This is a genomic window from Kribbella soli, assembly GCF_004331345.1.
Classification (GTDB): Bacteria; Actinomycetota; Actinomycetes; order Propionibacteriales; family Kribbellaceae; genus Kribbella; species Kribbella soli.
In genome coordinates, this window is sequence record NZ_SJJZ01000003.1 from 1,578,947 (window position 1) to 1,602,101 (window position 23,155).

The following is a 23,155-nucleotide window of genomic DNA, read 5'->3' on the forward strand; positions in this document are numbered from 1 at the left end:
AGCCGCGACAGCGTCTCACGAAAGGACGGCCAGGTGGCTGATGGATTGATCGACAACAACGGTGCATCCGTGACCGTCAGCCTCCAGGTGACTCGCCCGATCAGCTCCTACACGGTGAACCTCGCCGACGAATCACCCGTCGGTAGGGCCGACTTCGTCGATTCTCCCGACGGTGACCGGATCTTCTTCCACACCGAGATAGACCAGGAGTTCGGTGGACAGGGTCTGGCTGGGCTGCTGGTGCGCGAGGCGCTCGCCGACAGCATTCGCAAGAACCTCACCGTCGTGCCTGTGTGCCCGCTGTTCGCTCGCCACCTGAGGAAGCACGGCGAGGAATTCGTCGCCGATGGCGGGGTGTTCCACCGGCCGACACCCGCCGACATCGCACTGGTCAAAAGATCAGTAGCAGAGGCGCTGTGAATGCGAGTGTTCATCGTCGGGATCAGCGGCGCCATCGGTGACCTCCTCACCGACAAGCTGCGCGACCACGGCGCCGTGGTCCGTGGGCTCGTGCGTCGCGCGAGCCAGCAGGCCGATCTTCGGTCGAAGGGTGCCGAGGCCACAGTCGGCGACCTCGGCGCGATGTCGGTCGAAGAGCTCGCCCAGGCCTTCGAAGGCTCTGACGTCATCGTGTATACCGCAGGCTCCAACGGCGGAGCGCGTGACATCACCGACGCGATCGACGGCAACGGGGTCTCGACCGCCTTGAAGGCGGCCGAACAGGCAGGTGTCAGACGGTTCGCGCTGGTGTCGGTATTCCCTGAATCGTGGCGTGAGCGCGACCTGGGCGAAGAGGTCGAGCACTACTTCGCGGTCAAGAAGGCCGCGGACGTGGCGGTCACGCGGAGCGAGCTCGACTGGTTGATCCTGAGACCCTCGCTCCTGCTGGACGACCCAGGAGTTGGGACAGTCTCGCTGGGTCCTGCGGAAGTGCACGACGACATCACCCGAGAGGACGTCGCCGACACCTTGGCGCAGCTGCTCTGCGAGCCCCGGATCTCGCGCCAGATCCTCGAGCTGAATCGCGGTACGACGCCCATCGACGAGGCCGTCGCAGCGAACGTCCGGAGTGTGTGAACCCTGCCCTGTTCCAACCACGGAACAGCAACTTGCAGCAATCGACCGCAGTGGGCCGGTCGCACGAAAGGAGAAGATCATGGGCTACATCGCCGTCGGTGAAGAGAACAGCACTCCGATCGAGTTGTACTACGAGGACCACGGGTCGGGTCAGCCGATCATCCTGATCCACGGGTATCCGCTGAACGGGCACAGCTGGGAGCGTCAGACACGCGAGCTGCTTGCCGCGGGATACCGGGTCATCACCTATGACCGTCGTGGATTCGGGCAGTCGTCGAAGGTCGCCTCCGGGTATGACTACGACACGTTCGCCGCAGACCTGAACAAGGTCCTGGAAACCCTGGACCTCCGTGATGTCGTGCTGGTCGGCTTCTCGATGGGCACCGGGGAACTCGCCCGCTACGTGGCACGGTACGGCCACGACCGTGTGGCGAAACTTGCGTTCCTCGCGTCGCTGGAACCGTTCCTCGTCGCCCGGGACGACAATCCCGAAGGCGTACCGCAGAAGGTCTTCGACGGTATCGCGGCAGCAGCGAAAAGCGACCGGTACGCATGGTTCACGCAGTTCTTCGCCGACTTCTACAACCTGGACGAGAACCTTGGCTCCCGCATCAGTCAGGAGGCCGTCACCGGCAGCTGGAATGTCGCGGTCAGCAGCGCCCCGGTGGCTGCGTACGCCGTCGTCGCGGCGTGGATCGAGGACTTCCGCGGTGACCTCGAGGCAGTGCGCGCCAGCGGCAAGCCGACGCTGATCCTGCACGGCACCAACGACAACATCCTTCCCATCGATGCCACCGGCCGCCGCTTCCACGCCGCGTTCCCCGAGGCAGAGTACGTCGAGATCGAGGGCGCCCCGCACGGTCTCCTCTGGACCCACGCGGACGAGGTCAACACCGCACTGAGCGCATTCCTCTCGTAGATCCTTTCGACAAGGAGGGATCACCCCGTCAAGCCGGCAAGCCTCCACAACCGCCCTCCGACCTACAGATGGTCCGAGTAGAAGTCGACGAGCCGATCGACCGCGAGGATGATTTGGAGCGGCTGCGTCATGAGCTGGTCGACCAGGTGATACGCGTCGTAGCCGAGCAGAAGCACGTCGCCGCGGGAGAGGCGGCGGTTCGTCGAGCGTTCGTGCCCACCCACCACAGACCCGGCCGTGGACCGCGACCCTCCGGGTGTTCCGCTGACCTGAGTACGGTGCGGTTGCCGCTCAGCGGACGATGCCCGATTCCCAAGCCCAGACAGCGATCTCGGTGCGGTTGCGGGCCTGGATCTTGCGCTGGATCGAGGACAGGTGTGATTTCACCGTCGACAGCGAGATCACCAGTTCGTCGGTGATCTCGGCGTTCGTCCGGCCGCGCGCGACCGCCCGCGTCACGTCGAGCTCGCGTTCGGTCAGCGGCGGCTTGGCGCGGCGCGTCTTGCTGCTCGGCGTACTGAAGTGCTTCAGGAGCCGGGTTGTGATCGACGGCGACACCAGGGAATCGCCGTTAGCGGCGGCGTACACGGCTTCGACGAGCAGCCGCGGGCCGGCGTCTTTCAGCAGGAAGCCGCGCGCGCCGGCGTGCAGCGCCTCGTGCACGAGTTCGTCGAGGTCGAAGGTCGTGACCACCAGCACGCGCAGTGGCTCGACCGCCTCCGGTCCGGCGAGCAACCGGGTCGCGCTGAGGCCGTCCAGGTGCGGCATCCGGATGTCCATCAGCGTGACGTCCGGCCGCAGCTCACGAGCGAGTGTTACCGCCTGATTGCCGTCCTCCGCCTCGCCGACGACCTCGATGTCGGCCTCGCGCTCGAGGATGAGCCGGAAGCCGGTACGCACCAGCGCCTGGTCGTCCGCGAGCAGCACCCGCACAGTCCGCGATGTCACGGTGCCGTTCCCCTCTCCGGTCCCGCTCCCACTCCACCAGGCAGTGGGAGCTCAGCGAGGACGCGCCACCCGCGCTCGCCGTGGTCGTCCTCTTCTCCAGCCGTGAGCGTGCCGTCGAGCGCACCGATCCGCTCCCCCATGCCGATCAGTCCGTAACCACCGGTCGAGCGCCGCGCACGTCCCGGCCGGATCCCGTCGTTCCTGACCTCGACGCGCAGCAGAGCCTTGCCCTGCCCGACTGTGGGCTCTACCGCAACCGTGACCGTCCGCGCGTCCGGCGCGTGCTTGCGGACGTTCGTCAACGACTCCAGGACGACGCGATGCACGGTCGACACCGTCTCCGGTGCAACGGTCAGGTCTTCCAGGCTCGGCGCCAGCCGCAGGTCCACGTTCGCGTGACCTTCAACGGCCGACTCCACAGCTTCCACCAACCCGTCGGAGGTGAGCGGCACAGTCTGCTCAGGGCTCCGAAGCATCGCCACCAGACGTCGTACGGCGGCCAGCGCCTCGGCGCCGGCACCCTCGATCTCGCGCAGCAACCCCTGTTCGGGGCCGTCCGCAAGCACCACCTGGGCGGCCTGGGTCCGGACCACCACCCCGGTGATGTGGTGGGCGACCAGGTCGTGCAGCTCCCGGGCGAGCGCGAGCCGCTCCCGGTTCCGCGCCGCCGCAAAGGCGGCCTCGCGTCGCGCGTCGGCATCCCGCAGCATCAGACCGATCGCGACGCCGCAGCCCCACAGGATGGTCCAGAACACCGCCAGGGTGAGCGTCGTCGAATCCCTACCGTAGCGGAGCATCGGCGCCGTCACGAGCGCCAGGCCACCGACGATCGCGACCGCGACCGCCGCCAGGGATCGCAGCCGATGGCAACCGGCTCCGATCAGCAGTACCAGCGCGAGTGTCTCGGCGTCACCTCCGAACGGGGCGGCCGGCTTCGCGAAGAAGCCGGCCGCGCTGCAGATCAGCGAGAGCGCGAACGCGGACGCGACGAGCTGCGCGATCGCTCCCGGGTACCGGCGCCGCAGCAGCGCGAGCGTGCTGATCACCGCCCCGGACCCGAAGAACGCGACACCGCCCGGCGTGACCTGGTCGTCCACGAACAACCGGCGTACCGCTTCGTCACCGTTGAAGCCCGCCAGGGCCACCACCTCGAGGACGACCAGGATGCGGCCCAAGGTCCGGTTGGTGCTTCGGATCACCGGGTACGCCGTCCTTCCTCGTCGTGCGGAACAACCATCATCGCGGCCCACGCGTCACGAACCGATCAGCGGGGTGTTGCGTCCGCGGAACAGTGGTAGTCGCGCTCCGGCAGCCGGCCGGTCAGCAGGAACGACGTCGCCGCCGTGTTCGCGCACTGGTTCTTGTTCAGCAGGTACACGCCGTGCCCGCCCTGGTCGGCCGTCACCATCCGGGCCCGGTCGCCCAACGCCTTCCGCAGCTCGTTGGCGCCGGCCAGCGGTGTCGCGGGGTCGCGGAGGTTCTGCACCATCAGCACGTTCGACGGGCCGTTGTCGCCGACCTTCACAGGTTCCTCGACCGGCTTCGGCCAGTAGGCGCACGGGCTGATGTTCGCTCCGGCCGCACCGAACAGCGGGTGCCGGATCCGGTCGATCGCCACGTTCCGCTGGTACGACTGCAGCGACGTCGGCCAGTGCGAGTCGTTGCAGATCATGTAGTACCGCGCGGAGATGAGGTTGTCCACGCCGGCCGCCGTCGCCTTGGCGGTCTCGCCCGCGGGCAGCGGCGGAGGCGGTTGGTTCGCCTCGAGGGCCTTGAAGACCTCGGCGAGTGTGGCCAGCTGCGTCGCGCCGTACGTGTAGCCGAACGTGATCAGCCGGAGCAGCGCCCCGTCCCACACGACGTCCGGCCCCTTGACCGGCGTCCTGTCCAGGCGCGCGGCCAGCTGCAAGTACTTTGCCTTCACCTGTGCCGCCGTCCGGCCGAGCCCGTACTCGCGGTGGTTGGCGGCGACGTACTTCGCGAAGTCGGGGAAGCGGTCGTCCATACCCTGCGACCACAGCCGTTGACTCTCGTAGTCCCAGCCGGCCGGACCCAGGTTGCTGTCCAGGACGACACGGTCGGTGCGCTTCGGGAACATCGTGGCGTAGACGGAACCGAGGTAGGTGCCCCAGGACGCACCGAGGAACGACGCCTTCTCCTCGCCCAGCGCGGTCCGGATGCTGTCCATGTCGCGCGCGGTGTTCTTGGCGCTGACGTACGGCAGCATCCAGGCGGTGTCCGAGGCCGCGCACTGTTCGGCGATCTGCTGAGACTGCTCGGCCCGCTTCGCGACGTCGGCCGCGTTCCGCGCGTACGGCGGGATGTTGCCGAAGAACTGCTGTTCCTCGGTCAGGTCACACTTCACCGGCGTACTCCGGCCCATCCCCCGCGGGTCGAAACCGACGAGGTCGTAGCTGTCCAGCACGGCCTGCGGCAGCTTCGCCGTCACCAGGAAGGCCAGGTAACCGAGCCCCGGGCTCGGACCGCCCGGGTTGGTCAACAAGATGCCCCGGCGCTTCTCCGGGTTCTTACTGGGCAACCGCGAGACCGCGACGTCGATCATGCGGCCCTCAGGCCTCTGGTAGTCCAGCGGGACCTTCAACGTCCCGCACTGCATTCCCTCCGGCAACGGCAGCCCGTCGCCGACGTCCTTGTCGCACTCCCCCCACTTGATGCCCTGCTTGGGCGTCGCAGTGTCCGCAGCGGTCACCGTCCTCGCCTGCGAAACCCCCGAGACCGTTGCTGCTGCCACTGCGGCAACAGCCACGGCGATGGTCACAACCTTTCGCATCCTGACTTCCCTCCAGCCTGCACACGTTCTGACGGCCTTCACTCTGCCGATCAGAGCCGTCCTCCCACATCAAGCGCGCGACTGGTTCGCACCTGGCCGAAAGTACTAGGCCACTGCTTCATCACGAGGGTCGTCACCAGGCTGGGCCGATGAACGGACAACCGTCGTACCGGCCGGCGATCGACGGGCCTGCCGTACCTGGTTCCGGAACTGAACGGGCGATGAGCCGACCACGCGGCGGAACGCGGTGCTGAACGCACTCTCGGACTGGTAGCCCGTGGCCCGTGCGAGCTCGGAGATCGACAGCGTGTCGCGGGCGAGGGCGTCGCGGGCGAGGCTCATGCGCCATTGGATCAGGTACTCCAGGGGCGGGATCCCGACGTGGCTCTTGAAGGCCTGGGCGAACGCGGAACGCGACATGTGGCTGATCTCGGCGAGCTCCTTGAGGCTCCAGGAGTGCGCCACGTCCGCGTGCACGGCGCGCAGCGCGGCGCCGATGCCGTCCTCGTTCAGGGCGCCCAGCCAGCCGGTGGGCCGGTCTGTCTGGGCGGCGTGAGCGCGCAGCATGTGCACGAGCAGGATCTGTGCAAGGTGGTTCTGCACCAGCGGGCCGCCGGCAGCGGTGAGGCCGACCTCGGTGGCCAGGAGATCGATCAACTGCGCGAGCCGCCGGCCATGAGGATCGGTCTCGCGGACGATCACCAGCGGCGGCAGGAGATCGGTCAGGAGGGCCGCGTTCTGGTCGTCGAACGCGATGTGCCCGACGCAGACGTAGAGGTCCTCCTCGGAGGCCGGGCCGATCCGCACGAACCCGTCTTCGGCACCCGCCAGCACCGGCGCCGCGGGGCGCGGGCTCGCGTCGAGCGTGCTGGCCAGGACGTACGGCGGAGGGTTGCCCAGCATGAAGGTGTCACCCTCCTGCAGCAGCACCGGCTCGTGCCCGTCGAGGATCAACCAGCACGTGCCGCGCACGAGGCCGCCGATCCGCACGTGCAGGAACGTGTCGAAGCGCAACGCCCATTCTCCCGCGGCCCGGAGGTTGGGCCCGATCACTGTGCGGGGACGGAGCAGGCCGATCGCGTCAGCCACCGGATCCCGAAAGCCGAGCACCGAGCACACCTCCTGGACGATACGTAAAGAACTATGGACTCTGCATTATGGATCGTATCCGCCCTCTCCCGCAGTATCGAAGTCGAACGGATCGGCATCGAGAAGTGATGGAGACACCCATATGGGACAGCTGGAAGGCAAGACGTCGGTGGTCACCGGAGGAAGCACCGGCATCGGCCTGGCCACCGCCGTACGGCTGGCAGACGAGGGCGCGTACGTGTTCGTCACCGGCCGGCGCGAGGCCGAGTTGGAGGCCGCCGTCAAGACCATCGGAACGGACCGGGCGACAGGAGTGGCCGGCGACATCGCCAACGTGGCCGACCTGGACCGGCTCTACGACGCGGTCCGGGTCCGAGGCAAGGGCCTGGACGTGCTTGTGGCGAACGCGGCGGTCGGTACGTTCGTGACGTTGGAGCAGACCACCGAGGAGCACTTCGACCAGACCTTCGCGGTCAACGTCCGAGGCACGCTGTTCACCGTGCAGAAGGCGTTGCCGCTGCTCAACGACGGCGCCTCGATCGTCCTGGTCGGCTCGACAGCCGGCGACCGTGGAGTAGAAGCGTTCGGCGCGTACGCGGCGTCGAAGGCAGCCGTCCGGTCCTTCGCGCGCACGTGGTCCAACGAACTCAAAGGCCGCGGCATCCGGGTCAACGTGATCTCGCCGGCATGGATCGAGACCCCCGGAGGCACCGCCGCTTTCGGCGACGAGGAAACCGCCCGGGCCGTCAAGCAGAACGTCGCCGCGACCGTGGCCAAGGGCCGCATGGGTCAACCTGACGAGGCCGCCGCAGTCGTGGCCTTCCTGGCCTCGGAACAAAGCAGCTACGTCGTCGGCGCGAACATCTACGTCGACGGCGGTACGAACCAGATCTGAGCGCCGCTGAGCCAGGCGCTGCTACGCGATGGGGCTGCGTAGCCATCCATGGCGTTCAGCACATCGGCGGGCGGTGGCCAGAACACCTGCGATGGCAGGGGAAGGATCGTTCGTCGGCCATAGCACCGAGAGCTCCGCGGGGATCGGCGGATCGACGACGTCGCGAACGGTGACGCTGGTGCTGGCCTTCGCGGCGTGCTCGGCGAACGACGCGGGGGCCAGGCCGACCTCACGTCCGCTGGAGAGCCGGGCGAGCATCGCGTTCACCGGAGGGTCCTCGAAGGCGCGGATATCGGGCGCGAAGCCCGCTTCGTGGCACGCGGCGACGATGCCGTCGTAGTACGCCGGGGCGAGGCGGCGGGGAAACAGCAGCAGCGTCTCGTCGCTGAGGTCCGTCAACGGGATCGTCGGCGCGGCAGCGAGGCGGTGGCGAGTGCTCAGGAGCGCGGACACCGTCTCCTGGCGCAGGATCTCGCCAGCTACCCCGTCGAGGGGCTGCGGTGCCAGGGCGAGACCGATGTCGAGGTCGCCGGCGCAGACTCGTTCGGGGATCTCGGCGCTGAAGAGTTCTCGGGCCTCGACCGTCAGATCGGGGTGGTCTTCCTGAAGGGCATCCAGGAGCTTCGTGAGCGTGTCCAGGCTCGAGATCGGGGTGTAGCCCAACCGGATCGTCGCCGCGGCTCCTGACCCGGCCAGTCGAGTGCGCTGCAGGGCTTGCTCCAGTGCGGCCAACGCGATCGGCGCCTCCTTGAGCAGCGTCCGGCCTGCGGCGGTGAGCTGCACCCAACGGCTCGAACGCACGAAGAGCGGGGTTCCGAGCGCCTCCTCGAGCTTGCGGATCTGATGACTCAGGGACGGCTGCGAGATGTAGAGACGCATGGCTGCGCGACCGAAGTGGAGTTCCTCGGCCACGGCCAGGAAGTAGCGCAGGAGGCGGGGGCTGATGTCGATAGACAGATCCTATCGTCCGGTGCCGGGACAAGTCTTGGACGCCCGCAGGGCAACCGCCTTAGCGTCGTAACACGCCACGGGACGGGCCCAGCCCGCCCATCCCATGACACAGAACCCATTACGCAGAAGGAATCACGTCGAGTCCGACCTTTGCGGTACGCGTCACGGGCCCACGCGCCCCAAACAGGAAGACATCCAATGTCAGGTTCCAATCCCTACGAGTGGTTCCAGGATCTCGTTGGACAAGTACCCGAGCTCGTCCAGCCCTTTGTCGTCGCGCTCGCCGGCGCGATCCCGTACATCGAGGGCGAAGGATCGGCGGCACTGGGCGTCTTCGCGGGCATTCACCCGGTGGTCGCCGGCATATCGGGTGCGGTGGGCAACATCATCGCCGTCGTGCTCGTCGTACTGCTCAGCTCCCGGGCCCGCGCCACCGCCCTCGCGCGCCGTAGCCGCCGCCCCGGCGCCGCAGCACTCTCGACGGACGAGCAAGCGCACGAGAGTGAGCGCGCCGAGAAGCAATCCAACGGCCACAAGCGACTGCGCCGGTTGCTGGTCCGGTTCGGCGTCCCCGGTGCCAGCCTCCTGGGTCCCTTGGCGCTGCCGACCCATCTCACCGCCGCGACCCTGGTCGCCACGGGCGTGAGCAAGCGCTGGGTCATCCTCTGGCAGGTGATCGCGATCGTGCTGTGGGCAGCCCTACTCACCCTGGCCGCAACCGGCCTCGTCACCGTGATCGAGGCCGAATGACCGTCCGCCATCCCTTCAGAAGGTTCCAGTTGGAGCAGGACGGGTCGCGCTGAATTGCCCGGGCGGAAGCGTCGTACTTTCGCCGTCCGGGAAGACGACTTCGGCGGTGGAGCCGGGCGGTATGTCGACAGTGATCTGGAAGGTTCCGCCCTCGATGCGCCAGGCGACGTCGATGCGACCCTGAGGACTTTCGTAGGAGCCCCGGGCCCACGTGATCTCCCGATGCTGAACCGGCGCAACGACAAATGATTCCCAGGCAACGGAATCTTCGGCCTGCCGGAGGCCGAGGACGTGAGTATGCAGGAAGTGGACGACCGCGCCCTTGCTGTAGTGGTTGAGTGAAGCGTGCGGGTTCCCGTCGTCGTCGATCCCGTCCCACTCTTCCCAGATCGTCGTCGCCCCGCGGTCCAGCATCGTCAACCAGGACGGGGACGTGCGCTGGAAGAGCAGGTCATAGGCAACATCGGCGTACCCCAGGTCGGCGAGCACCGGGAGCAACTGCGCCGTCGACAGGAATCCGGTCCCCAGATGGTTGCCCGTGGCCCGGATCAGCTCGACCAGCCGCCGTACGGCGCTCTGTCGCAACTCCCCCGGAATCAGGCCGAACCACAAAGCCCGCACGTAGCCGGCCTGGGTATCGCCTGCCGTCCGCCCGGACTCGTCGAGGAACTCCGTGCGCCAGGCATCACGCACCTGACTCGCGATCCCGGCGTAACGCGCCGCTTCCGCGGGCCGGCCAAGGATCTCGGCGATCCGCGCGAGGGTCGCACTCGACCTGTAGAGGTAGGCAGTACCGAGTTCGCCATTGTCGGACTCCACCGGGTCGCTCAGCGGCTCGATCGGCGTCCCATCGGGCGCCTTGGGCGTCGGCTCAGCCCATTCGCCCCAGTGGTAGGTGCCGTCCCAGATCAACTGCTCGTGAGGCAGCGGGTCGGCTGAGCGCTCGATCCGGGTCGGGTGCCGATGGGTGCGGGCGGCATCAAGACACCACTCCACCCAGCGAACCATCGCGGCCCAGTTCTCGGACAGAACCTCGCGATCGCCGTAGGCCTCGTAGAGCTCCATCGGGACCACCACGATCGCGTCGCCCCAGCCGGCCGATCCGGTCGTCCTGGCCAGGCGATCCTCGAGATTGAGCTTGGTACGCCGGCCGTCCGGGGAGAAGTTCGCGATCCGTCCATCGGGCAGTTGGTCGTCCCGGACCGAGCGAAGCCACTTCCGGGTGAATCCGTGAACGTCGTACAGCCGCGTCGCTGCGGGAGCGAAGACCTGGTAGTCACCGGTCCAGCCGATCCGCTCCCGGGTCGGGCAGTCGGTGGGCACATCCACCGCGTTGCCACGAGAGCTCCAGACCGCGATGTCGTGCAGGCGGTTGAGGTCGGCACTGCTGCATTCGAATGTTCCGGTCCGGGTGAGATCCGAGTGCACCACGTGCATCGTCACACTCGCTGGGTCGATGACCCGACCGTCGTCGCGCCGCAATCGCGCGTACTGGAACCCATGCACGGTGTGCCGGGGCTCGAACACCGCGCCGTCGCCCGCGGACACGACCTCGTCGCGCTGCAGGAACCGGACCGGCCCGCCCTCTGGCAGGACGGAGTCCAGATGGGCGGTAGTCAGGTCGCCGTCGGTCCCGACGAACTCGCCGTAGTCGATGATCGTGCGAGTTCCCGCCGGGCCGAGGTCCGCAAGCGAGATCCAGCCCGAGGCGTTCTGGCCGAAGTCCGCCACCCAGCCTCCGGTGCCGGTCTGCCGCATCGTGACCGGCGGCCGGGACTCGATCCGCCGCACCGGCGGCGCCGGCGACCAATCGATGTCAGGAGCAACGACCTGGTCGACCAGAACCGGATGTCGTACGTCGGACGGCGATCCGAGGTCGACCGCTTGCCCGTCCATGAGGTCGGCGCGGGCAATCCTCGATCGTGAGCTCGTCCACGTGGCGTCGCTGCGAACGACCTGCCGGGATGCGTCGTGGTGCCAGACGTGGAGTTCCAGCCGCGCGGCCGTCGTCGTACCCCATCCGGACGGCAGGCGGAAGCCGCCGGTCTTGCCGCGGTACCAGCCGTCCGACAGCAAGACCTCGAGCTCATTGCTGCCCGGCTGCAGGGATTCCGTGACATCCATCGCCTGCGCGTAGAGCGTGCGATCGTACGACGTCGAGCCCGGCGTCAACTCAGCGGTTCCGGCCCGTCGGCCGTTCACGAACGCCTCGTAGACACCGAGCGCGGTGGCGTACAGCCGTGCGGACGCCACGTCGGCCGACAGCTCGAACCGCGTCGACAGCGCGTACGCGGGTCGCTTGCCATAGCCCTCGTCGGCACCTTCGACCGGAGAGATCCATTGAGCCATCCAGTCGCTGTCGAGGAGGCCGACCTCGAACCTGGCTGGATCGGACCAGTCCGACGAGCCCTGGTCGCCGCGCACCCGTACGCGCCACGTCACCCGCTGACAGCTTTGGAGCGGCGCCCACGGCCACGGGATGAACAAGTGCTCGCCCGACGCTTGCGTAACGCGAGCGAGCGGGGCGCCGTCGACGGCCGCTTCCAGTTCGTACGCCGATTGGCCGGCAAACGCCCGTGGAACCCGCCACGAGAGTCTTGGCGACGGGCCGGACACAGTGAACTGGTCGCCACCGCTGTCGATCCGTAGTCGGTCCGGAGAACGACTCATGTGTTCCTCACTCTGCTGAACAGGCATGCTTCGGAGACTCGGCCGGAACCGGCCGAGTCGCGGGATGGGTCGTGATGTGGACGTCAGCGCGGAACGCGACGTGCAGCTGCCTTGCGCGGTGCCCGGCGCGGACTGCGTGCGGTACTGGCGCGGATGATCAGTTCGTGGGGCAGGATGGTCGCAGGGGCCGCGGACTCGCCGTTGACTTGAAGCATCAGTTGCGCGACAGCCTGGCGACCGTACTCGGCGTCGTCGACCCTGACAGTGGTGAGGGGAGGACGAAAGTAGTCCGACCCAGGAGCGTCGTCGAAGCCTGCGACACTGACATCTTCTGGAACCCGGCGTCCGGCCTCGTTGAGTGCGTAGACGACCCCCAAGGCCATCTCGTCGTTGGCGGTGAAGATCGCCGTCACCGAGGGATCATCGGCCAACAGTCGGCCGGCCTCGTACCCGGAGTGAGCGGTCCAGTCGCCGGCCAACGGTTCGGCAATCTCGGCACCGGCGTTCCGTAGCGCGTTCTCCCAGCCGCGTCGACGAAGCCGGCTGGAGGTCCAGTCGAGCGGACCGGCGACGTGATGAACGGTTTCATGCCCGAGCGACAGCAGATGATCCACCACGTCCGCGGAAGCCCTGGTTGCGTCAGCGTGAACGGCGGGACCGTCGTAGTCGGGGACCTCACTGGTCGACACCAACGGCAACGTGGTGTCCAGCGCGCCCAACGTCTTCGCGGCCGACACCCACGGGGCCATGAAGATCACCCCGTCACATCCGGCCCGGGCGAGCCGATCGATCCCGTCCTGCACAGTCGCCCGATCGAAGCTCGCGAACGTGGCCACACTGACGCCGAGCCCCAGCTCGGCCGCGGCCTGCTCGACGCCGATCATGATCGAGATCGCACCGAGCCCCATTTGCCGGTCGGTCAGCTGATGGGTCAGCAGGCCCACGCTGAGTCCTCGCCCGGTGGACAACGCCCGCGCGATCGGATCGGGCCGGTAGCCGAGCGCCTTGATCACGCGCCGGACCTTGGCCGCCGTCCGCTTGTTCACGTTCTCGCCGCCACGAGCGACCCGTGACGCCGTCTGCCTGGATACCCCCGCAGCGAGCGCAACATCGGTGAGAGTAGCCCGCACTACAGGCACAGGTTCCTCGGCCAACTCTTCTCCACCTCCCTCCGACCCACGAAGCCTACTTGACCGCTCCGCTGCTGATGCCTTGCACAACTTGCCGCTGGGCGAAGACATAGAACACCACCACGGGCAGGACGGAGATCGCCGTGGCGGCCAGCAGAATGTTCTGCACCGGTGTCTCCGCGGACACGAAGTTCATCAACCCGCGCTGCACCGGCATCAACGTGTCGTCGTCGAACAGGACCAGCGCCAACAGGTATTCGTTCCACACCGCGAGTCCCTGAATCACGGCGACAGCGATCAGACCCGGTCGCGCCAACGGGAGAATCACCCGCGCGAACGTGTTCAGCGCCGAACTGCCGTCGATCGCCGCCGCCTCCTCCAGATCCTTCGGCAGATTCGCGAAGAACCCGCGCATGATCAGCGCGGAGATCGGAATGCCCGCCGAGATCAGAATCAACACATAGCCGAGCCGGCTGTTGGTCAACCCGAGCATCACCATCAGTTTGTACTGCGCGATGAACGACGCCGGCGCCGGAATGATCATCACCGCCAGCAACGCGAACGTCACCGCTGCCTTGCCTCGGAACTCGATCCGGGCCAACGCGTACCCTGCCAGACTGGAGACCACCAGGATGCCGACGACCGCCGACACCGTGTAGATCATGCTGTTCGGCAGATAGGTGCCGAGGTCACCGTCGGTCCACGCAGTAACGTAATTCGACCACTGCGGCTTCGCCGGCAGTAGATCTTTGCCGCGGTACAACTCACTGCTCGTCTGCAGCGATCCGATCAGCAACCACACCATGGGGAACAGTGCCCCGACCGCGGCCAGCACCAGCAGACCGTACAGACCACCGCGGCTCGCAAGACCCTTCATTTCCGCCTCCGCGACAGCCAGAGATGCAGCATCGCGAGCAGGACCAGCGCGCCGCCGAAGATCACCGACATCGCCGCCGCGGATCCGAAGCGCTGGTTCGTGAACGCCTCCTGATAGATGCGCAGCGTCGGCACCATCGTGTGGTCGCCCGGACCACCATTGGTGAGGACCTGCACGGTGCCGAACACCTGCAACGCTCCGAGCAGCGTCAGCAACGACACGATCGCCGTCACCGGCAGCAGGTCCGGCCAGGTCACGTACCGGAACTTCGCCCAGCCGCCCGCGCCGTCCAGGTCGGCCGCTTCGTACAACTCCACGGGCACGTCCTGCAGGCCGGCCAGGTACAGAATGAAGCCGAATCCCCAGTGATACCAGAGGAAGACCGCCGCCACCGCCGGCAGCGCGGTACCGGGATCCTCGAGCCAGTTGTGCTGCAGGCCGGACAACCCGACGCCACCAAGCAGCCGGTTCACGATGCCTGCGTTCGGAGCGAGCAGCCACGAGAACATCATCCCGATGACCACCACGGAGAAGACACCTGGAAGGTAGAACGCTGTCCGGAAGAACGCCTTGCCGCGACGTACCCGGTTGACCGCGATCGCCATCCCCAACGACAGCGCGTTGCCGAGGACGAATCCGGCCACACCGAAGATCAGCACGTTCCGCATCGACGACCAGAAGACGGTGTCGTGCAGGACGAACTTGTAGTTGGACAGACCCACGAACGGGCTGGCCGTGCTGACACCGTCCCATTGCTGAAAGCTCAGCACGACGGCCTGGACGAACGGTACGAGCGTGAAGACGGCCAGCAGGAGCACCGCCGGCAAGAGGAACGCGTACGCCATCAGTTCCCGGCGCCGCGCGAGCGGACCGCGACGACGGGTTCTCGAGTGCGCTCGAGCGAGTTCGACTGCTTCGAGTGGACGGGCGGTCACTTGGCCCTCTTCTGCGCCGTCTCCATGTCGTCGAGCACCTGGTCGACGGTCTTCTCCTTCAGCACCAGGCTCTGCACCCCGCTGATCAATGCCGTCCGGGCGTCGGGGCTGAACGGTGACGGAACAACCTCGATCGCGTCGGCGAGCGACGCGAAACCGGCGACCTGCGGCGGCAGATCGGCGGCGGTGACCTTCGGGTTCGCCGGGATCAGCCCGACCATGTCGACGAACACCTTCGCCTGCTCGGGCTCGGTCAGCCACTGCACGAACTTCACCGCCGCATCGACGTTCTTCCCCTTCGGGTTGATACACGCCCCCTTGCCGACACCGCCGTACACCCGCGGCTTCTGCGTGCCGTCGGCCGCCTTCGGAATCCCCATCGAGACGTACTCGGTGAAGTCCGGCGCGGTGGCCCGCGCGACCCCGATCGCGACCGACGCGTCGAAGATCGCCGGCGTGTCCTGAACGTTGAAGAAGCCCTTCTCCACCGTCGGGTTGTCGTCGTTGCCGCCTGGCAGGGTCTTGTTGACGATGACTCCCGCGTCCCTCAACTCAGCCAGCAACTGCAGACCTTTACGCCAGCCGTCCGACTTCCAACTCGCCTTTCCCGCGAGCGTCGCATCGATCTCGGCGTCGGTCAGCCAGTTCGAGGCATGACTCAGCAGGAACCGATCCGCCAGGGACGCAGCCATCAGGAACGCACCATTGCCGGACTTGGCCGAGACCGTCTTCAGCTGCTCGATCCACGCGTCCGTCGTGGCCGGCGGAGCCTTCGGATCGGTCCCGGCCGACTCGAACGTCTTGGTGTTCAGCAGCAGCCCCATGGTCTGGATCTCCCAGTGCGCCGAGTAGATACCGGCGTCCAGGCCACTGACCGACCCGGCCCTCACACTGGTCAGATCCAGCGCGATCGGCGAGAAGTTGCCCTTCCACTCACCGGTCAGCTTCGGCTCCAAATTCATCGCCCAGCCGGCCTTGTAGTACGGAATCATCTCGGGCAGCGTGAGCGTCGAGTAGACGTCCGGCATATCACCCGACTGCGACTTCGACTGCAATTTCGCCGGAAAATTCGTCGGCCCGGGACTGTCGATCGTCACCCGTACGCCGGTCTGCTTCTGGTAGGTCTCGACCAACTTGTCCAGCGCCTTCGCCTGGCCGCGGGACTGGTTCATGAACGTCAGCGAGGTCGAACCGCCGCCGCCTTTCGCTGAATCCTTACCGCAACCGGTCAGCACCGGCCCGGAGAACGCAGCGCCGGCCGAGACCGCGGCCAGCCCGAGCAATCGGCGGCGCGTCAGCCGATTTCGTACGCCTGCTTTTGGCATTGGTTTCCCTTCCTCGCCGAACGGCATCGACGGAGATTCCGACCGCGATCCTCCGAACCGCCCGGAAACATCCTGCGCAACACTGCCCTCAACGGACCCCGAACGGTCGTCGGCAGCAGCGCTGATACCGGTAACATCTTGTTACCGGTATCAGTCGCTGTCAACACCGCAGAATGACCGGATCCGGTCGCCCCGACTGACACACACAGGGCGTCGCGGTGGTGATCGACTGGCGAGACTGCACGGGTGTCTGCCAGGGCTTGTGAAACCGTGATCGGATGCGTGCATTCGGGTTCAAGGAGATCAACGGTGAGATCGTGGAGCTGGAGCGGCCGGTGCCGGAGCCGTTGGTCGGTGAGGTGCTGATCCGCGTGTCTCATGCGGGGTTGAACTTCGCGGAGGTTCAGCATCGGCGCGGCGACTTCGGCGAACCTGAGCCGGACGGCGACGTCCCCGGGCTCGAGGCCGCCGGCGTCATCGCGGCCGTCGGCGCGGAGGTCGACGGGTTCGATATCGGTGATGAAGTGACGGCGTACCTGCCGAACTTCGGCGGATACGCGGAGTACGCCGTCGCTCCTGCGGCATTCACCTATCCGATCGGGGACCTCGATCCCGTGATCGCGGCCGGTGCGCCGACGGTGCTGACGACGGCGTACGGCTTGCTGGCCGGGACCGGTCGCTTGGCCAGCGGGGACACGGTGCTGATCCATGCAGCAGCCGGGGGTGTCGGAACGGTCGCCGTTCAGATCGCCAAAGCGCTGGGAGCAGGTCAGATCATCGGCACCGTCAGCACCGCGGACAAAGCTGAGTATGCGCAGCAGTTCGGCTACGACGAGGTCATACTGCGTACCGGGTTCGCGGAACGGGTCCGTGAACTCACGAGCGGTCGTGGAGTCGACCTGGTGCTGGACTCAGTCGGTGGTGAGACCCGTGCGGACAGTCTTGAGGTGCTGGCTGTGTTCGGACGCCTGGCGGCGTTCGGGGACGCGGGCAACTATCCGGACCTGACCCTGGCCGTTCGCCCGCTGTGGAAGAGCAACAAGTTTGTCGGCGGGTTCAACATCGGGGACCTGGCGCGGCGCGCTCCGGAACTCGTCAGCAAGTTCGGCCGGGCCGCGCTCGACCTCGTCGCCGCGAAGCAGGTCCGCATCGACGTCACTGACGTACTGCCGCTGCCCGAGGCCGGCGTCGCGCTCGACCGCCTCGCCGCCGGAACCAACCGCGGCAAGCTCGTACTAGCACTGTGAGCTGTTCGTTCTGACCATCATCTGGAACCTTGAATGTCTACTCGATCAGTAGACTTATGGTTGGTGGTTGTGACGGATCATCTGCTGCGATACTTCGGGCCGGCTCCCGCCAACTGGGTACGTGCAACGCCGTTCGACCATGACGTTGTGGTCGTGGGTGGTGGGCAAGCCGGGCTCGGGATCGGGTTCGCGTTGCGGCGGGCCGGGATCGGGCGGGCGTCGGTGATCGACGCCGCGGCTCCGGGCGAGGCCGGCGTGTGGACGACGACGGCGCGGATGCGGACGTTGCGGACGCCGAAGGTCTGGCCGGAGCCGGAGTTCGGGTTTCCGGAGCTCAGTTCCGGGCGTGGTACGAGCGGCTGTACGGCGAGGCGGCCTACGACGAGTTGGTGCGGATCCCGCGGACGGTGTGGGCCGATTACGTCACGTGGTTCGAGCGGACGGTGGATGTTGCCGTCCGCCACCGTACGAGGCTGATCGGTGTTGCGCCGGCCGAGGATCATCTTGTACTGCGCCTCGCGGTGACCCACCGGACGGTGGCGTGGACGAGGTCGTGGAGACCGCCTGGAAGCTGGTGCTGGCCAACGGTGTTGAGGGCACCGGCGGGCCGGCGCTCCCTCCCCTGTTCGCGAACCTGCCCGAACAATTCGCTGCGCACACCGGCGATCAGATCGACTTCGCGGCATTGCAGTTCGGCCCCGGCGCCCGACGTACCGCCGCCCCGACCATCGCACGACAGGAGAGGCTCCGTGACGCTGTCCGACACCGAGTGGGAAGACACCACGGGCGGCGACCACGACGGGCTCGACGACGACCAGGCCGAGGAGCTCGAGGCGGAAGCAGCCGCGGCCGGCGACGCGCTGGACGCCGCCGCCGAGTCCGAGCCGGCGACGTACTTCAAGACCTTGCCCGAGTTCGTCGACCAGTTCCTGATCAAGGCCTACCGGCGCAACATCAGCGCCCAGACACCGTGGTGCCGCGAGTGGTGGAAGCACTGCGAGGCCGTGTGCGTGCTGTCCGCGCTCTGGCGTGCCTGGGAAGCGCTCCGGCTCGAACCCGGCACCGGCATGAGCGTGTGGTGGCGCGACCACTGCTACCTCCACATGAACAGCCTGATGAATCCCGCTGGCACCTTCAGCAAATGCACGGTCGCCGGACACCACTCCGGCGGCGAGGGGCTCGAGCCGCTGTCCTGGGCCACGCCCCCGGCCGAGCTGTACGACCCACTCACGTACGGCGGTTGACCAGGTCCCCGCAGTCGCGATGCGCGCCGAAATGCGATCGCCCGGGTCAAGTTCTCCACAAACCAGTTAACGGACTGGTCCGTTGGTACAGAAGTGCATGGTGTGTCGCAGGCGTGTCTTGATCGATCGGCAAATAGTTGCCGCAGCGCCTTTTGTACCTGAGGTATCTAAGTGCTTATCATTACATGGCTGCTTGTCGTCGACGCCAAATTGGAGGGTCCCGCTGTCGTGACAGGATCGTTTCCGCGCGCGGCCACCGATCAGACCCTGTTACGGCGGGTCAACGAACTGTCGGTGCTAGCGGCGCTGCGGGGCAACGAACCACGGCCGCTCCGTGAAGTCGCTGATGCCACGGGTCTGTCGTGGCGCAGCGCACAGGTCGTGACTGAGAAGCTTGGCGCGCAAGGTTGGCTGGCCGAAACCGAGGCCGACGCTGGCGACAAGCGAATGGGGCGCCCGGCCCGCCGGTACCGCTTTCGTGCTGAGGTCGGCTACGCGGTCGGGCTTGACGTCGGACCGCGCCAGGTCCGGGTGATCATCGCCGATTTGGCTGCGACCGTCGTGTCGAGCCAGCAGGTGGATGTCTCGCCCGAAGACACTGCGGATGCCAGGCTCGCGATTGCAGAGCAGGTGCTACGCGCAGCACTTTCGGCCGCCGGTATTCAGCCGGACGACGTGTGGGCAGCGGCGCTGGGAACATCGGGTGTCGTTGCCCCCGACGGCACCATCACGTCGGTCCTGCTGCCCGGCTGGACAGGGCTCAATCCGGGAACCCGATTGGCGGCGGCGCTGCCCTGCCCGGTGGCGGTGGTCAACGACGCCAACCTGGCCGCGCTCGCCGAACGATGGCGCGGCTTCAGCGCCGAGACCATGATCTACCTGCTCGTTGGGATGCGGCTTGGGGCGGGGCTTGTCGTCGGAGGGAGCCTGCATACCGGTTCGGGTGGGGCCGCGGGTGAAATCGGCATGCTGCGAGAGTTGGGCTGGCACGACGCGGCCAGGCGGCTCGCCGCCACCCCCATCGACGCCCTGACCATGAGCGCCGAGGACTCTGACCTGGCGGCCATGCGGGTGTTTCAGGCCGCCCGTGACGCACATCCAGCGGCGCTCGCGGCGGTGGACCGGTTTGCCGCCGATGTGGCGCGGGGCGTCGCAGCGATGGTCCTCACCGTCGATCCGGAGCTGGTGGTGCTCGGCGGCAGCTTCTCCCATGCTGCCGACCTGCTGCTGCCCCGACTGGAAGCACTACTGGCCGAGACCTGCCTGCACACACCGCGGCTAGCGGCCTCCGAACTGGGCGACAATGCGGTCGCCTATGGTGCGCTGAGGCTCGCCCTGGACACCGTGAATCAGCGGATGACGTCGCTGGACAGTGCGACGCCGTTGATCCCCGCCGCCATCCGGGGGTATTGACAGCCACCCATCCGCTGTCGCACCCGGGTGCTGCCTGCCGGCGGGGGCTGCGACATCTGCCCGGACTCGCCATCGTCGCGGAACCTTCCCGGGCCACCGACGGTGGCCATGACCTGGTCCGAATGCGCAGGTCCTTCGAAGGCGAGGCCGGTTTGCGCGGTCGCGCAACGACACGCATCGCCCGGGCACGCCGGCGTGATGCGGGATCGGCCAAGTTCGCGCTGCCACTTGACGAACCTATATGTAAGGCACTTATCTTATCTCAGTTAGTTATCTGACATCAAATAGTCGCTCATTCGGGGCGCGACGACGGGCACACCCTCCGCCGTGGCGTGGGCGGTTAGTCGGCTGAGCCACGTTGACATGCGCATTACCCACGCCACGTCGACCGGCGGCGTCATCACGCCGGCTCCCGCCGACGGCCCGTTGGGCGTAGGTAGACCGCTGCGCCAGTCCGCGGGGTCCGTTAGCAGGCGGTACATCGTCACAGGAAGGACAACCCATGGCATGGTCAGGAAGAACGCTAGTAGCGGTGCTAAGCGCGTTGGGGGTGACGGCGGTGGGCGGTGTCGCCCACGCAAGTCAATCGGTTACACCCTCGACCGGCGCCACCTATTCGATCGAAGTCGGCCCAGCCAAGTCGCACCAGTTCACGAGTGACACGCCTGCCTATCCAATCATCGACAAGGACGGCACGTTCTACGCCCAGCAGGCCGCGGCGCTGTACGGTCTCAATGACCCACGGCACTGGCGGTTCTTCTCCGGCACGAACTACGACGACGCGGGACCGAACACCACGCTCAACAACTGGGCGGACCCGGCCAATCCGGTGGACAAGAACAGCAACACCACGTGGCGGTGCAACAACAGCCCAACCGGCGTGGAGTCGACCTACGCGCCACCCCCGTCCGGCTACTCGCAGCCGAACTACTGCGACCTGATGGGGATGTGGGTGGATCCAGACACCGGGAACTGGATCGGCCTGGTACACAACGAGTTCACGCCGCAGCCGTTCGGCGATGGGATGCACTACGACTCCATCGACTACGCAAAGTCCACCGATCAGGGACGCACGTGGACCATCATCGGCCACGTGTTGACCTCGCCGTACAGCACCAAGCGCGGTGACACAGCGGCGTTCCCGAACAAGACTTACAAGTACGGCGACGGCGACCAGCGCCTGTTCGTCGACACGGCCTCTGGATACTTCTACGTCTATTACGGCTCGTCGGTCATCGACAAGCCGGGCGGCGGCGGCGCGATCCACCGCTTGGAGCACGTGGCCCGTGCCCCGATCTCGGGGAAGATGGCCACAGGCACTTGGCGGAAGTGGTACGACGGCACGTGGTCAGAGCCGGGTGTGGGTGGCCGAGAAAGCAACATCGTTCCAGTGGACGCCGACAACCCCAACGGATACACCGATCCAGCTGACGACTACAAGCCCATGAACCCGGGCTACGTCAGCGAACAGCTCGCCGCCGGGACTCTGCCGGCCCAATCGCCGCTGCTGTACATGAGCGTCGCCTACAACGCTCATCTCGGCTTGTACATGGCCAGCGCCAACCCGTTCAACCCGAACGACTCCAAGCACGCCGAGCCGCTCTATGTGACCGACGATTTGTCGACGCAGCAGTGGCGCAAGATCGGCGACACCGGCTCCACCCTGTACGGGGACTACTGGTACCACTGGTACGCCGACAGCGTGAATGCCAGCAGTGGCAACATCGTGGGCCAGACGTTCCGCAACTACTGCGAGTACAACTGCCCGTCCGGCGCCGCCGAATACCGCAACATCACCATCGAGTCCAGTGATCCTGCCGCGCCACCGGTGGACCCGTTCAAGACCTATCGGATCAGCAGCCGCGGTGGCCTGGCCCTGACCCAGGTGTCAGGCAGTTCAGTGACTACGTCGGTGGACGCACGGAAGGGTTCTGACCTCGCGGCATGGGCCTTCACCTCCAACGGTGACGGCTCCTACCGGATCACCAACGCCGCCACCGGCCAGGCGCTCGGCATCGACTCCAACATCAGGACCAGCAGGGCGTGGGGAACCACGCCATACGTCGCCCCCTACCGGGCGACCGTCGGCCAGCAATGGTTCTTCATCAAGAACACGAACACATCCAACACCTACCGGCTCGTTAACCGATACAGCGGGCTCGTACTGGCCATGTCCGCCGACTCCCGTCGCCGGGTCGAAACCACCCCACCACGCTATTGGTCCAACACCACAGGCAACTCCATCGGCGGCCACCGCAAGGAGTCCGAGCAAACACTGACCTTCACCGCAGTGGGAACCAGCCCGGCTGAAGAGGACATCGCGCTCTTCAAACCCACCACCGCACAAAGCGAGCAGGATGCGAACACCGCCGACCTGGCCGTGGATGGCGACCCGGACACCTACTGGGCCGCGGACCCCTATCCGCAGTGGTGGCAGGTCGACCTGCTACGCGTCTACAGCCTCAACCATGTCTCCATCACCAACTACGCAGACGGTTCCCGCTACTACAAGTACAACATCCAAGCCAGCACCGACGGCACCAACTGGACAACCATCGCGACAAAGGACACGACGACGGTGGCCACCGCAGCGGGCGACAGTTATCCGGTCGACATTCAGGCACGCTATCTGCGGGTCAATCTGACCTACAACTCTGACAACACAGGCGTCCACATCACCAACTTCGCAGCCAGCGGTACCTGACAGCGATGCCGTGCATCGTGTCCGAGGGCTTCGGTCGGATGGTTGGTCGACGGCCGATGACCGGAGACCTCGGACACACTTCCCGCCAGCAACCCAGGCTGCCGAGATCGGGCCGCTCCTGAGGCGCGCCGGCGACGAACTAGCTGTGGCCGCAAGAACGGCCCCGCGCGGCCGCGAGGCGGTCCCGCAG

21 protein-coding genes are annotated in these 23,155 nt (G+C 66.7%); 9 read left to right on the plus strand and 12 right to left on the minus strand.

Annotation, left to right across the window (positions count from 1 at the left end):
- The first annotated feature begins 33 nt into the window (after positions 1–33).
- From E0H45_RS30385 to E0H45_RS30395, 3 genes are all read left to right on the plus strand, one after another.
- On the plus strand, positions 34–420 hold the full coding sequence (locus E0H45_RS30385; RefSeq protein WP_131343541.1) for a GNAT family N-acetyltransferase: 387 nt from the start codon (positions 34–36) through the stop codon (positions 418–420).
- A complete protein-coding gene (locus E0H45_RS30390) occupies positions 421–1,077 on the plus strand; it encodes an NAD(P)H-binding protein (protein ID WP_131343543.1) in 657 nt (218 codons plus the stop codon). It abuts the gene before it with no gap.
- Positions 1,078–1,156: 79 nt separating this feature from the next.
- Complete coding sequence (locus tag E0H45_RS30395; RefSeq protein ID WP_131343545.1) at positions 1,157–1,996, plus strand: alpha/beta fold hydrolase; 840 nt, start codon at positions 1,157–1,159, stop codon at positions 1,994–1,996.
- 62 nt (positions 1,997–2,058) lie between these two features.
- On the opposite strand, the gene E0H45_RS30400 is transcribed toward E0H45_RS30395, so the two are convergent.
- The 5 genes from E0H45_RS30400 to E0H45_RS30420 form a co-directional block, all read right to left on the minus strand.
- Complete coding sequence (locus tag E0H45_RS30400) at positions 2,059–2,220, minus strand: hypothetical protein (RefSeq protein ID WP_202872568.1); 162 nt, start codon at positions 2,218–2,220, stop codon at positions 2,059–2,061.
- Between the two features lie 67 nt (positions 2,221–2,287).
- Entirely contained in the window at positions 2,288–2,944 is a 657-nt protein-coding gene (locus tag E0H45_RS30405) for a response regulator (RefSeq protein WP_202872569.1), read from the minus strand.
- Positions 2,941–4,143, minus strand: a complete 1,203-nt coding sequence (locus tag E0H45_RS30410; RefSeq protein WP_131343547.1) for a sensor histidine kinase — start codon at positions 4,141–4,143, stop codon at positions 2,941–2,943. Before E0H45_RS30410 ends, E0H45_RS30405 begins: the two co-directional genes overlap by 4 nt.
- 65 nt (positions 4,144–4,208) lie before the next feature.
- Entirely contained in the window at positions 4,209–5,735 is a 1,527-nt protein-coding gene (locus tag E0H45_RS30415) for an alpha/beta hydrolase (RefSeq protein WP_131343549.1), read from the minus strand.
- A 105-nt stretch (positions 5,736–5,840) separates the two neighbouring features.
- Positions 5,841–6,845, minus strand: a complete 1,005-nt coding sequence (locus E0H45_RS30420) for an AraC family transcriptional regulator (RefSeq protein ID WP_131343551.1) — start codon at positions 6,843–6,845, stop codon at positions 5,841–5,843.
- A gap of 121 nt (positions 6,846–6,966) precedes the next feature.
- On the opposite strand from E0H45_RS30420, the gene E0H45_RS30425 reads away from it, so the two are divergent.
- Positions 6,967–7,719, plus strand: coding sequence for an SDR family NAD(P)-dependent oxidoreductase (locus tag E0H45_RS30425; RefSeq protein ID WP_131343553.1), 753 nt, complete (start codon positions 6,967–6,969; stop codon positions 7,717–7,719).
- Between the two features lie 21 nt (positions 7,720–7,740).
- Here E0H45_RS30425 and E0H45_RS30430 read toward each other — a convergent pair whose 3' ends face one another.
- Positions 7,741–8,676: a LysR substrate-binding domain-containing protein gene (locus tag E0H45_RS30430; protein ID WP_337590425.1), complete on the minus strand. Its 936-nt coding sequence runs from the start codon at positions 8,674–8,676 to the stop codon at positions 7,741–7,743.
- Positions 8,677–8,868: 192 nt separating this feature from the next.
- Between E0H45_RS30430 and E0H45_RS30435 the strand changes: the two genes are divergently transcribed.
- Positions 8,869–9,420, plus strand: a complete 552-nt coding sequence (locus E0H45_RS30435; protein ID WP_131343557.1) for a small multidrug efflux protein — start codon at positions 8,869–8,871, stop codon at positions 9,418–9,420.
- 15 nt (positions 9,421–9,435) lie between these two features.
- Here the strand turns inward: E0H45_RS30435 and E0H45_RS30440 are convergent, their stop codons facing one another.
- Genes E0H45_RS30440 through E0H45_RS30460 form a run of 5 tightly spaced genes read right to left on the minus strand, consistent with a single transcriptional unit; the run spans position 9,436 to position 16,357 of the window.
- On the minus strand, positions 9,436–12,117 hold the full coding sequence (locus E0H45_RS30440) for a family 78 glycoside hydrolase catalytic domain (protein ID WP_475009183.1): 2,682 nt from the start codon (positions 12,115–12,117) through the stop codon (positions 9,436–9,438).
- Positions 12,118–12,173: 56 nt separating this feature from the next.
- Positions 12,174–13,331, minus strand: a complete 1,158-nt coding sequence (locus E0H45_RS30445; RefSeq protein ID WP_131343562.1) for a LacI family DNA-binding transcriptional regulator — start codon at positions 13,329–13,331, stop codon at positions 12,174–12,176.
- A complete protein-coding gene (locus E0H45_RS30450; protein WP_131343564.1) occupies positions 13,276–14,097 on the minus strand; it encodes a carbohydrate ABC transporter permease in 822 nt (273 codons plus the stop codon). The genes E0H45_RS30445 and E0H45_RS30450 overlap by 56 nt, the downstream gene beginning before the upstream one ends.
- Entirely contained in the window at positions 14,094–15,032 is a 939-nt protein-coding gene (locus tag E0H45_RS30455) for a carbohydrate ABC transporter permease (protein WP_131343566.1), read from the minus strand. Before E0H45_RS30455 ends, E0H45_RS30450 begins: the two co-directional genes overlap by 4 nt.
- Positions 15,029–16,357 (minus strand): ABC transporter substrate-binding protein, encoded by a 1,329-nt coding sequence (locus tag E0H45_RS30460; RefSeq protein WP_165546640.1) that lies wholly within the window; start codon positions 16,355–16,357, stop codon positions 15,029–15,031. Before E0H45_RS30460 ends, E0H45_RS30455 begins: the two co-directional genes overlap by 4 nt.
- Before the next feature lie 278 nt (positions 16,358–16,635).
- On the opposite strand from E0H45_RS30460, the gene E0H45_RS30465 reads away from it, so the two are divergent.
- Complete coding sequence (locus E0H45_RS30465) at positions 16,636–17,604, plus strand: quinone oxidoreductase family protein (protein ID WP_131343570.1); 969 nt, start codon at positions 16,636–16,638, stop codon at positions 17,602–17,604.
- A gap of 77 nt (positions 17,605–17,681) precedes the next feature.
- Here E0H45_RS30465 and E0H45_RS30470 read toward each other — a convergent pair whose 3' ends face one another.
- Positions 17,682–18,134 (minus strand): hypothetical protein, encoded by a 453-nt coding sequence (locus tag E0H45_RS30470; RefSeq protein WP_131343572.1) that lies wholly within the window; start codon positions 18,132–18,134, stop codon positions 17,682–17,684.
- A gap of 219 nt (positions 18,135–18,353) precedes the next feature.
- On the opposite strand from E0H45_RS30470, the gene E0H45_RS30475 reads away from it, so the two are divergent.
- The 3 genes from E0H45_RS30475 (at position 18,354) to E0H45_RS43435 (ending at position 22,965) form a co-directional block, all read left to right on the plus strand.
- Positions 18,354–18,848 carry a DUF4913 domain-containing protein gene (locus E0H45_RS30475; RefSeq protein WP_131343574.1) on the plus strand — a complete coding sequence of 165 codons (495 nt, stop codon included), beginning with the start codon at positions 18,354–18,356 and terminating at the stop codon, positions 18,846–18,848.
- 171 nt (positions 18,849–19,019) lie between these two features.
- Positions 19,020–20,261, plus strand: coding sequence for an ROK family protein (locus E0H45_RS30480; protein ID WP_131343576.1), 1,242 nt, complete (start codon positions 19,020–19,022; stop codon positions 20,259–20,261).
- Between the two features lie 559 nt (positions 20,262–20,820).
- Entirely contained in the window at positions 20,821–22,965 is a 2,145-nt protein-coding gene (locus E0H45_RS43435; protein ID WP_165546641.1) for a discoidin domain-containing protein, read from the plus strand.
- The last annotated feature ends 190 nt before the right edge of the window (positions 22,966–23,155 follow it).

Excerpts from the sequence above, each read along its gene's own strand:
- E0H45_RS30390 (WP_131343543.1), top strand. The coding sequence starts at position 421 with ATGCGAGTGTTCATCGTCGGGATCAGCGGCGCCATCGGTGACCTCCTC.
- E0H45_RS30395 (WP_131343545.1), top strand. The coding sequence starts at position 1,157 with ATGGGCTACATCGCCGTCGGTGAAGAGAACAGCACTCCGATCGAGTTG.
- E0H45_RS30415 (WP_131343549.1), bottom strand. The coding sequence starts at position 5,735 with ATGCGAAAGGTTGTGACCATCGCCGTGGCTGTTGCCGCAGTGGCAGCA.
- E0H45_RS30425 (WP_131343553.1), top strand. The coding sequence starts at position 6,967 with ATGGGACAGCTGGAAGGCAAGACGTCGGTGGTCACCGGAGGAAGCACC.
- E0H45_RS30435 (WP_131343557.1), top strand. The coding sequence starts at position 8,869 with ATGTCAGGTTCCAATCCCTACGAGTGGTTCCAGGATCTCGTTGGACAA.
- E0H45_RS30440 (WP_475009183.1), bottom strand. The coding sequence starts at position 12,117 with ATGCCTGTTCAGCAGAGTGAGGAACACATGAGTCGTTCTCCGGACCGA.
- E0H45_RS30445 (WP_131343562.1), bottom strand. The coding sequence starts at position 13,331 with ATGTCTTCGCCCAGCGGCAAGTTGTGCAAGGCATCAGCAGCGGAGCGG.
- E0H45_RS30450 (WP_131343564.1), bottom strand. The coding sequence starts at position 14,097 with ATGAAGGGTCTTGCGAGCCGCGGTGGTCTGTACGGTCTGCTGGTGCTG.
- E0H45_RS30460 (WP_165546640.1), bottom strand. The coding sequence starts at position 16,357 with ATGCCAAAAGCAGGCGTACGAAATCGGCTGACGCGCCGCCGATTGCTC.
- E0H45_RS30465 (WP_131343570.1), top strand. The coding sequence starts at position 16,636 with ATGCGTGCATTCGGGTTCAAGGAGATCAACGGTGAGATCGTGGAGCTG.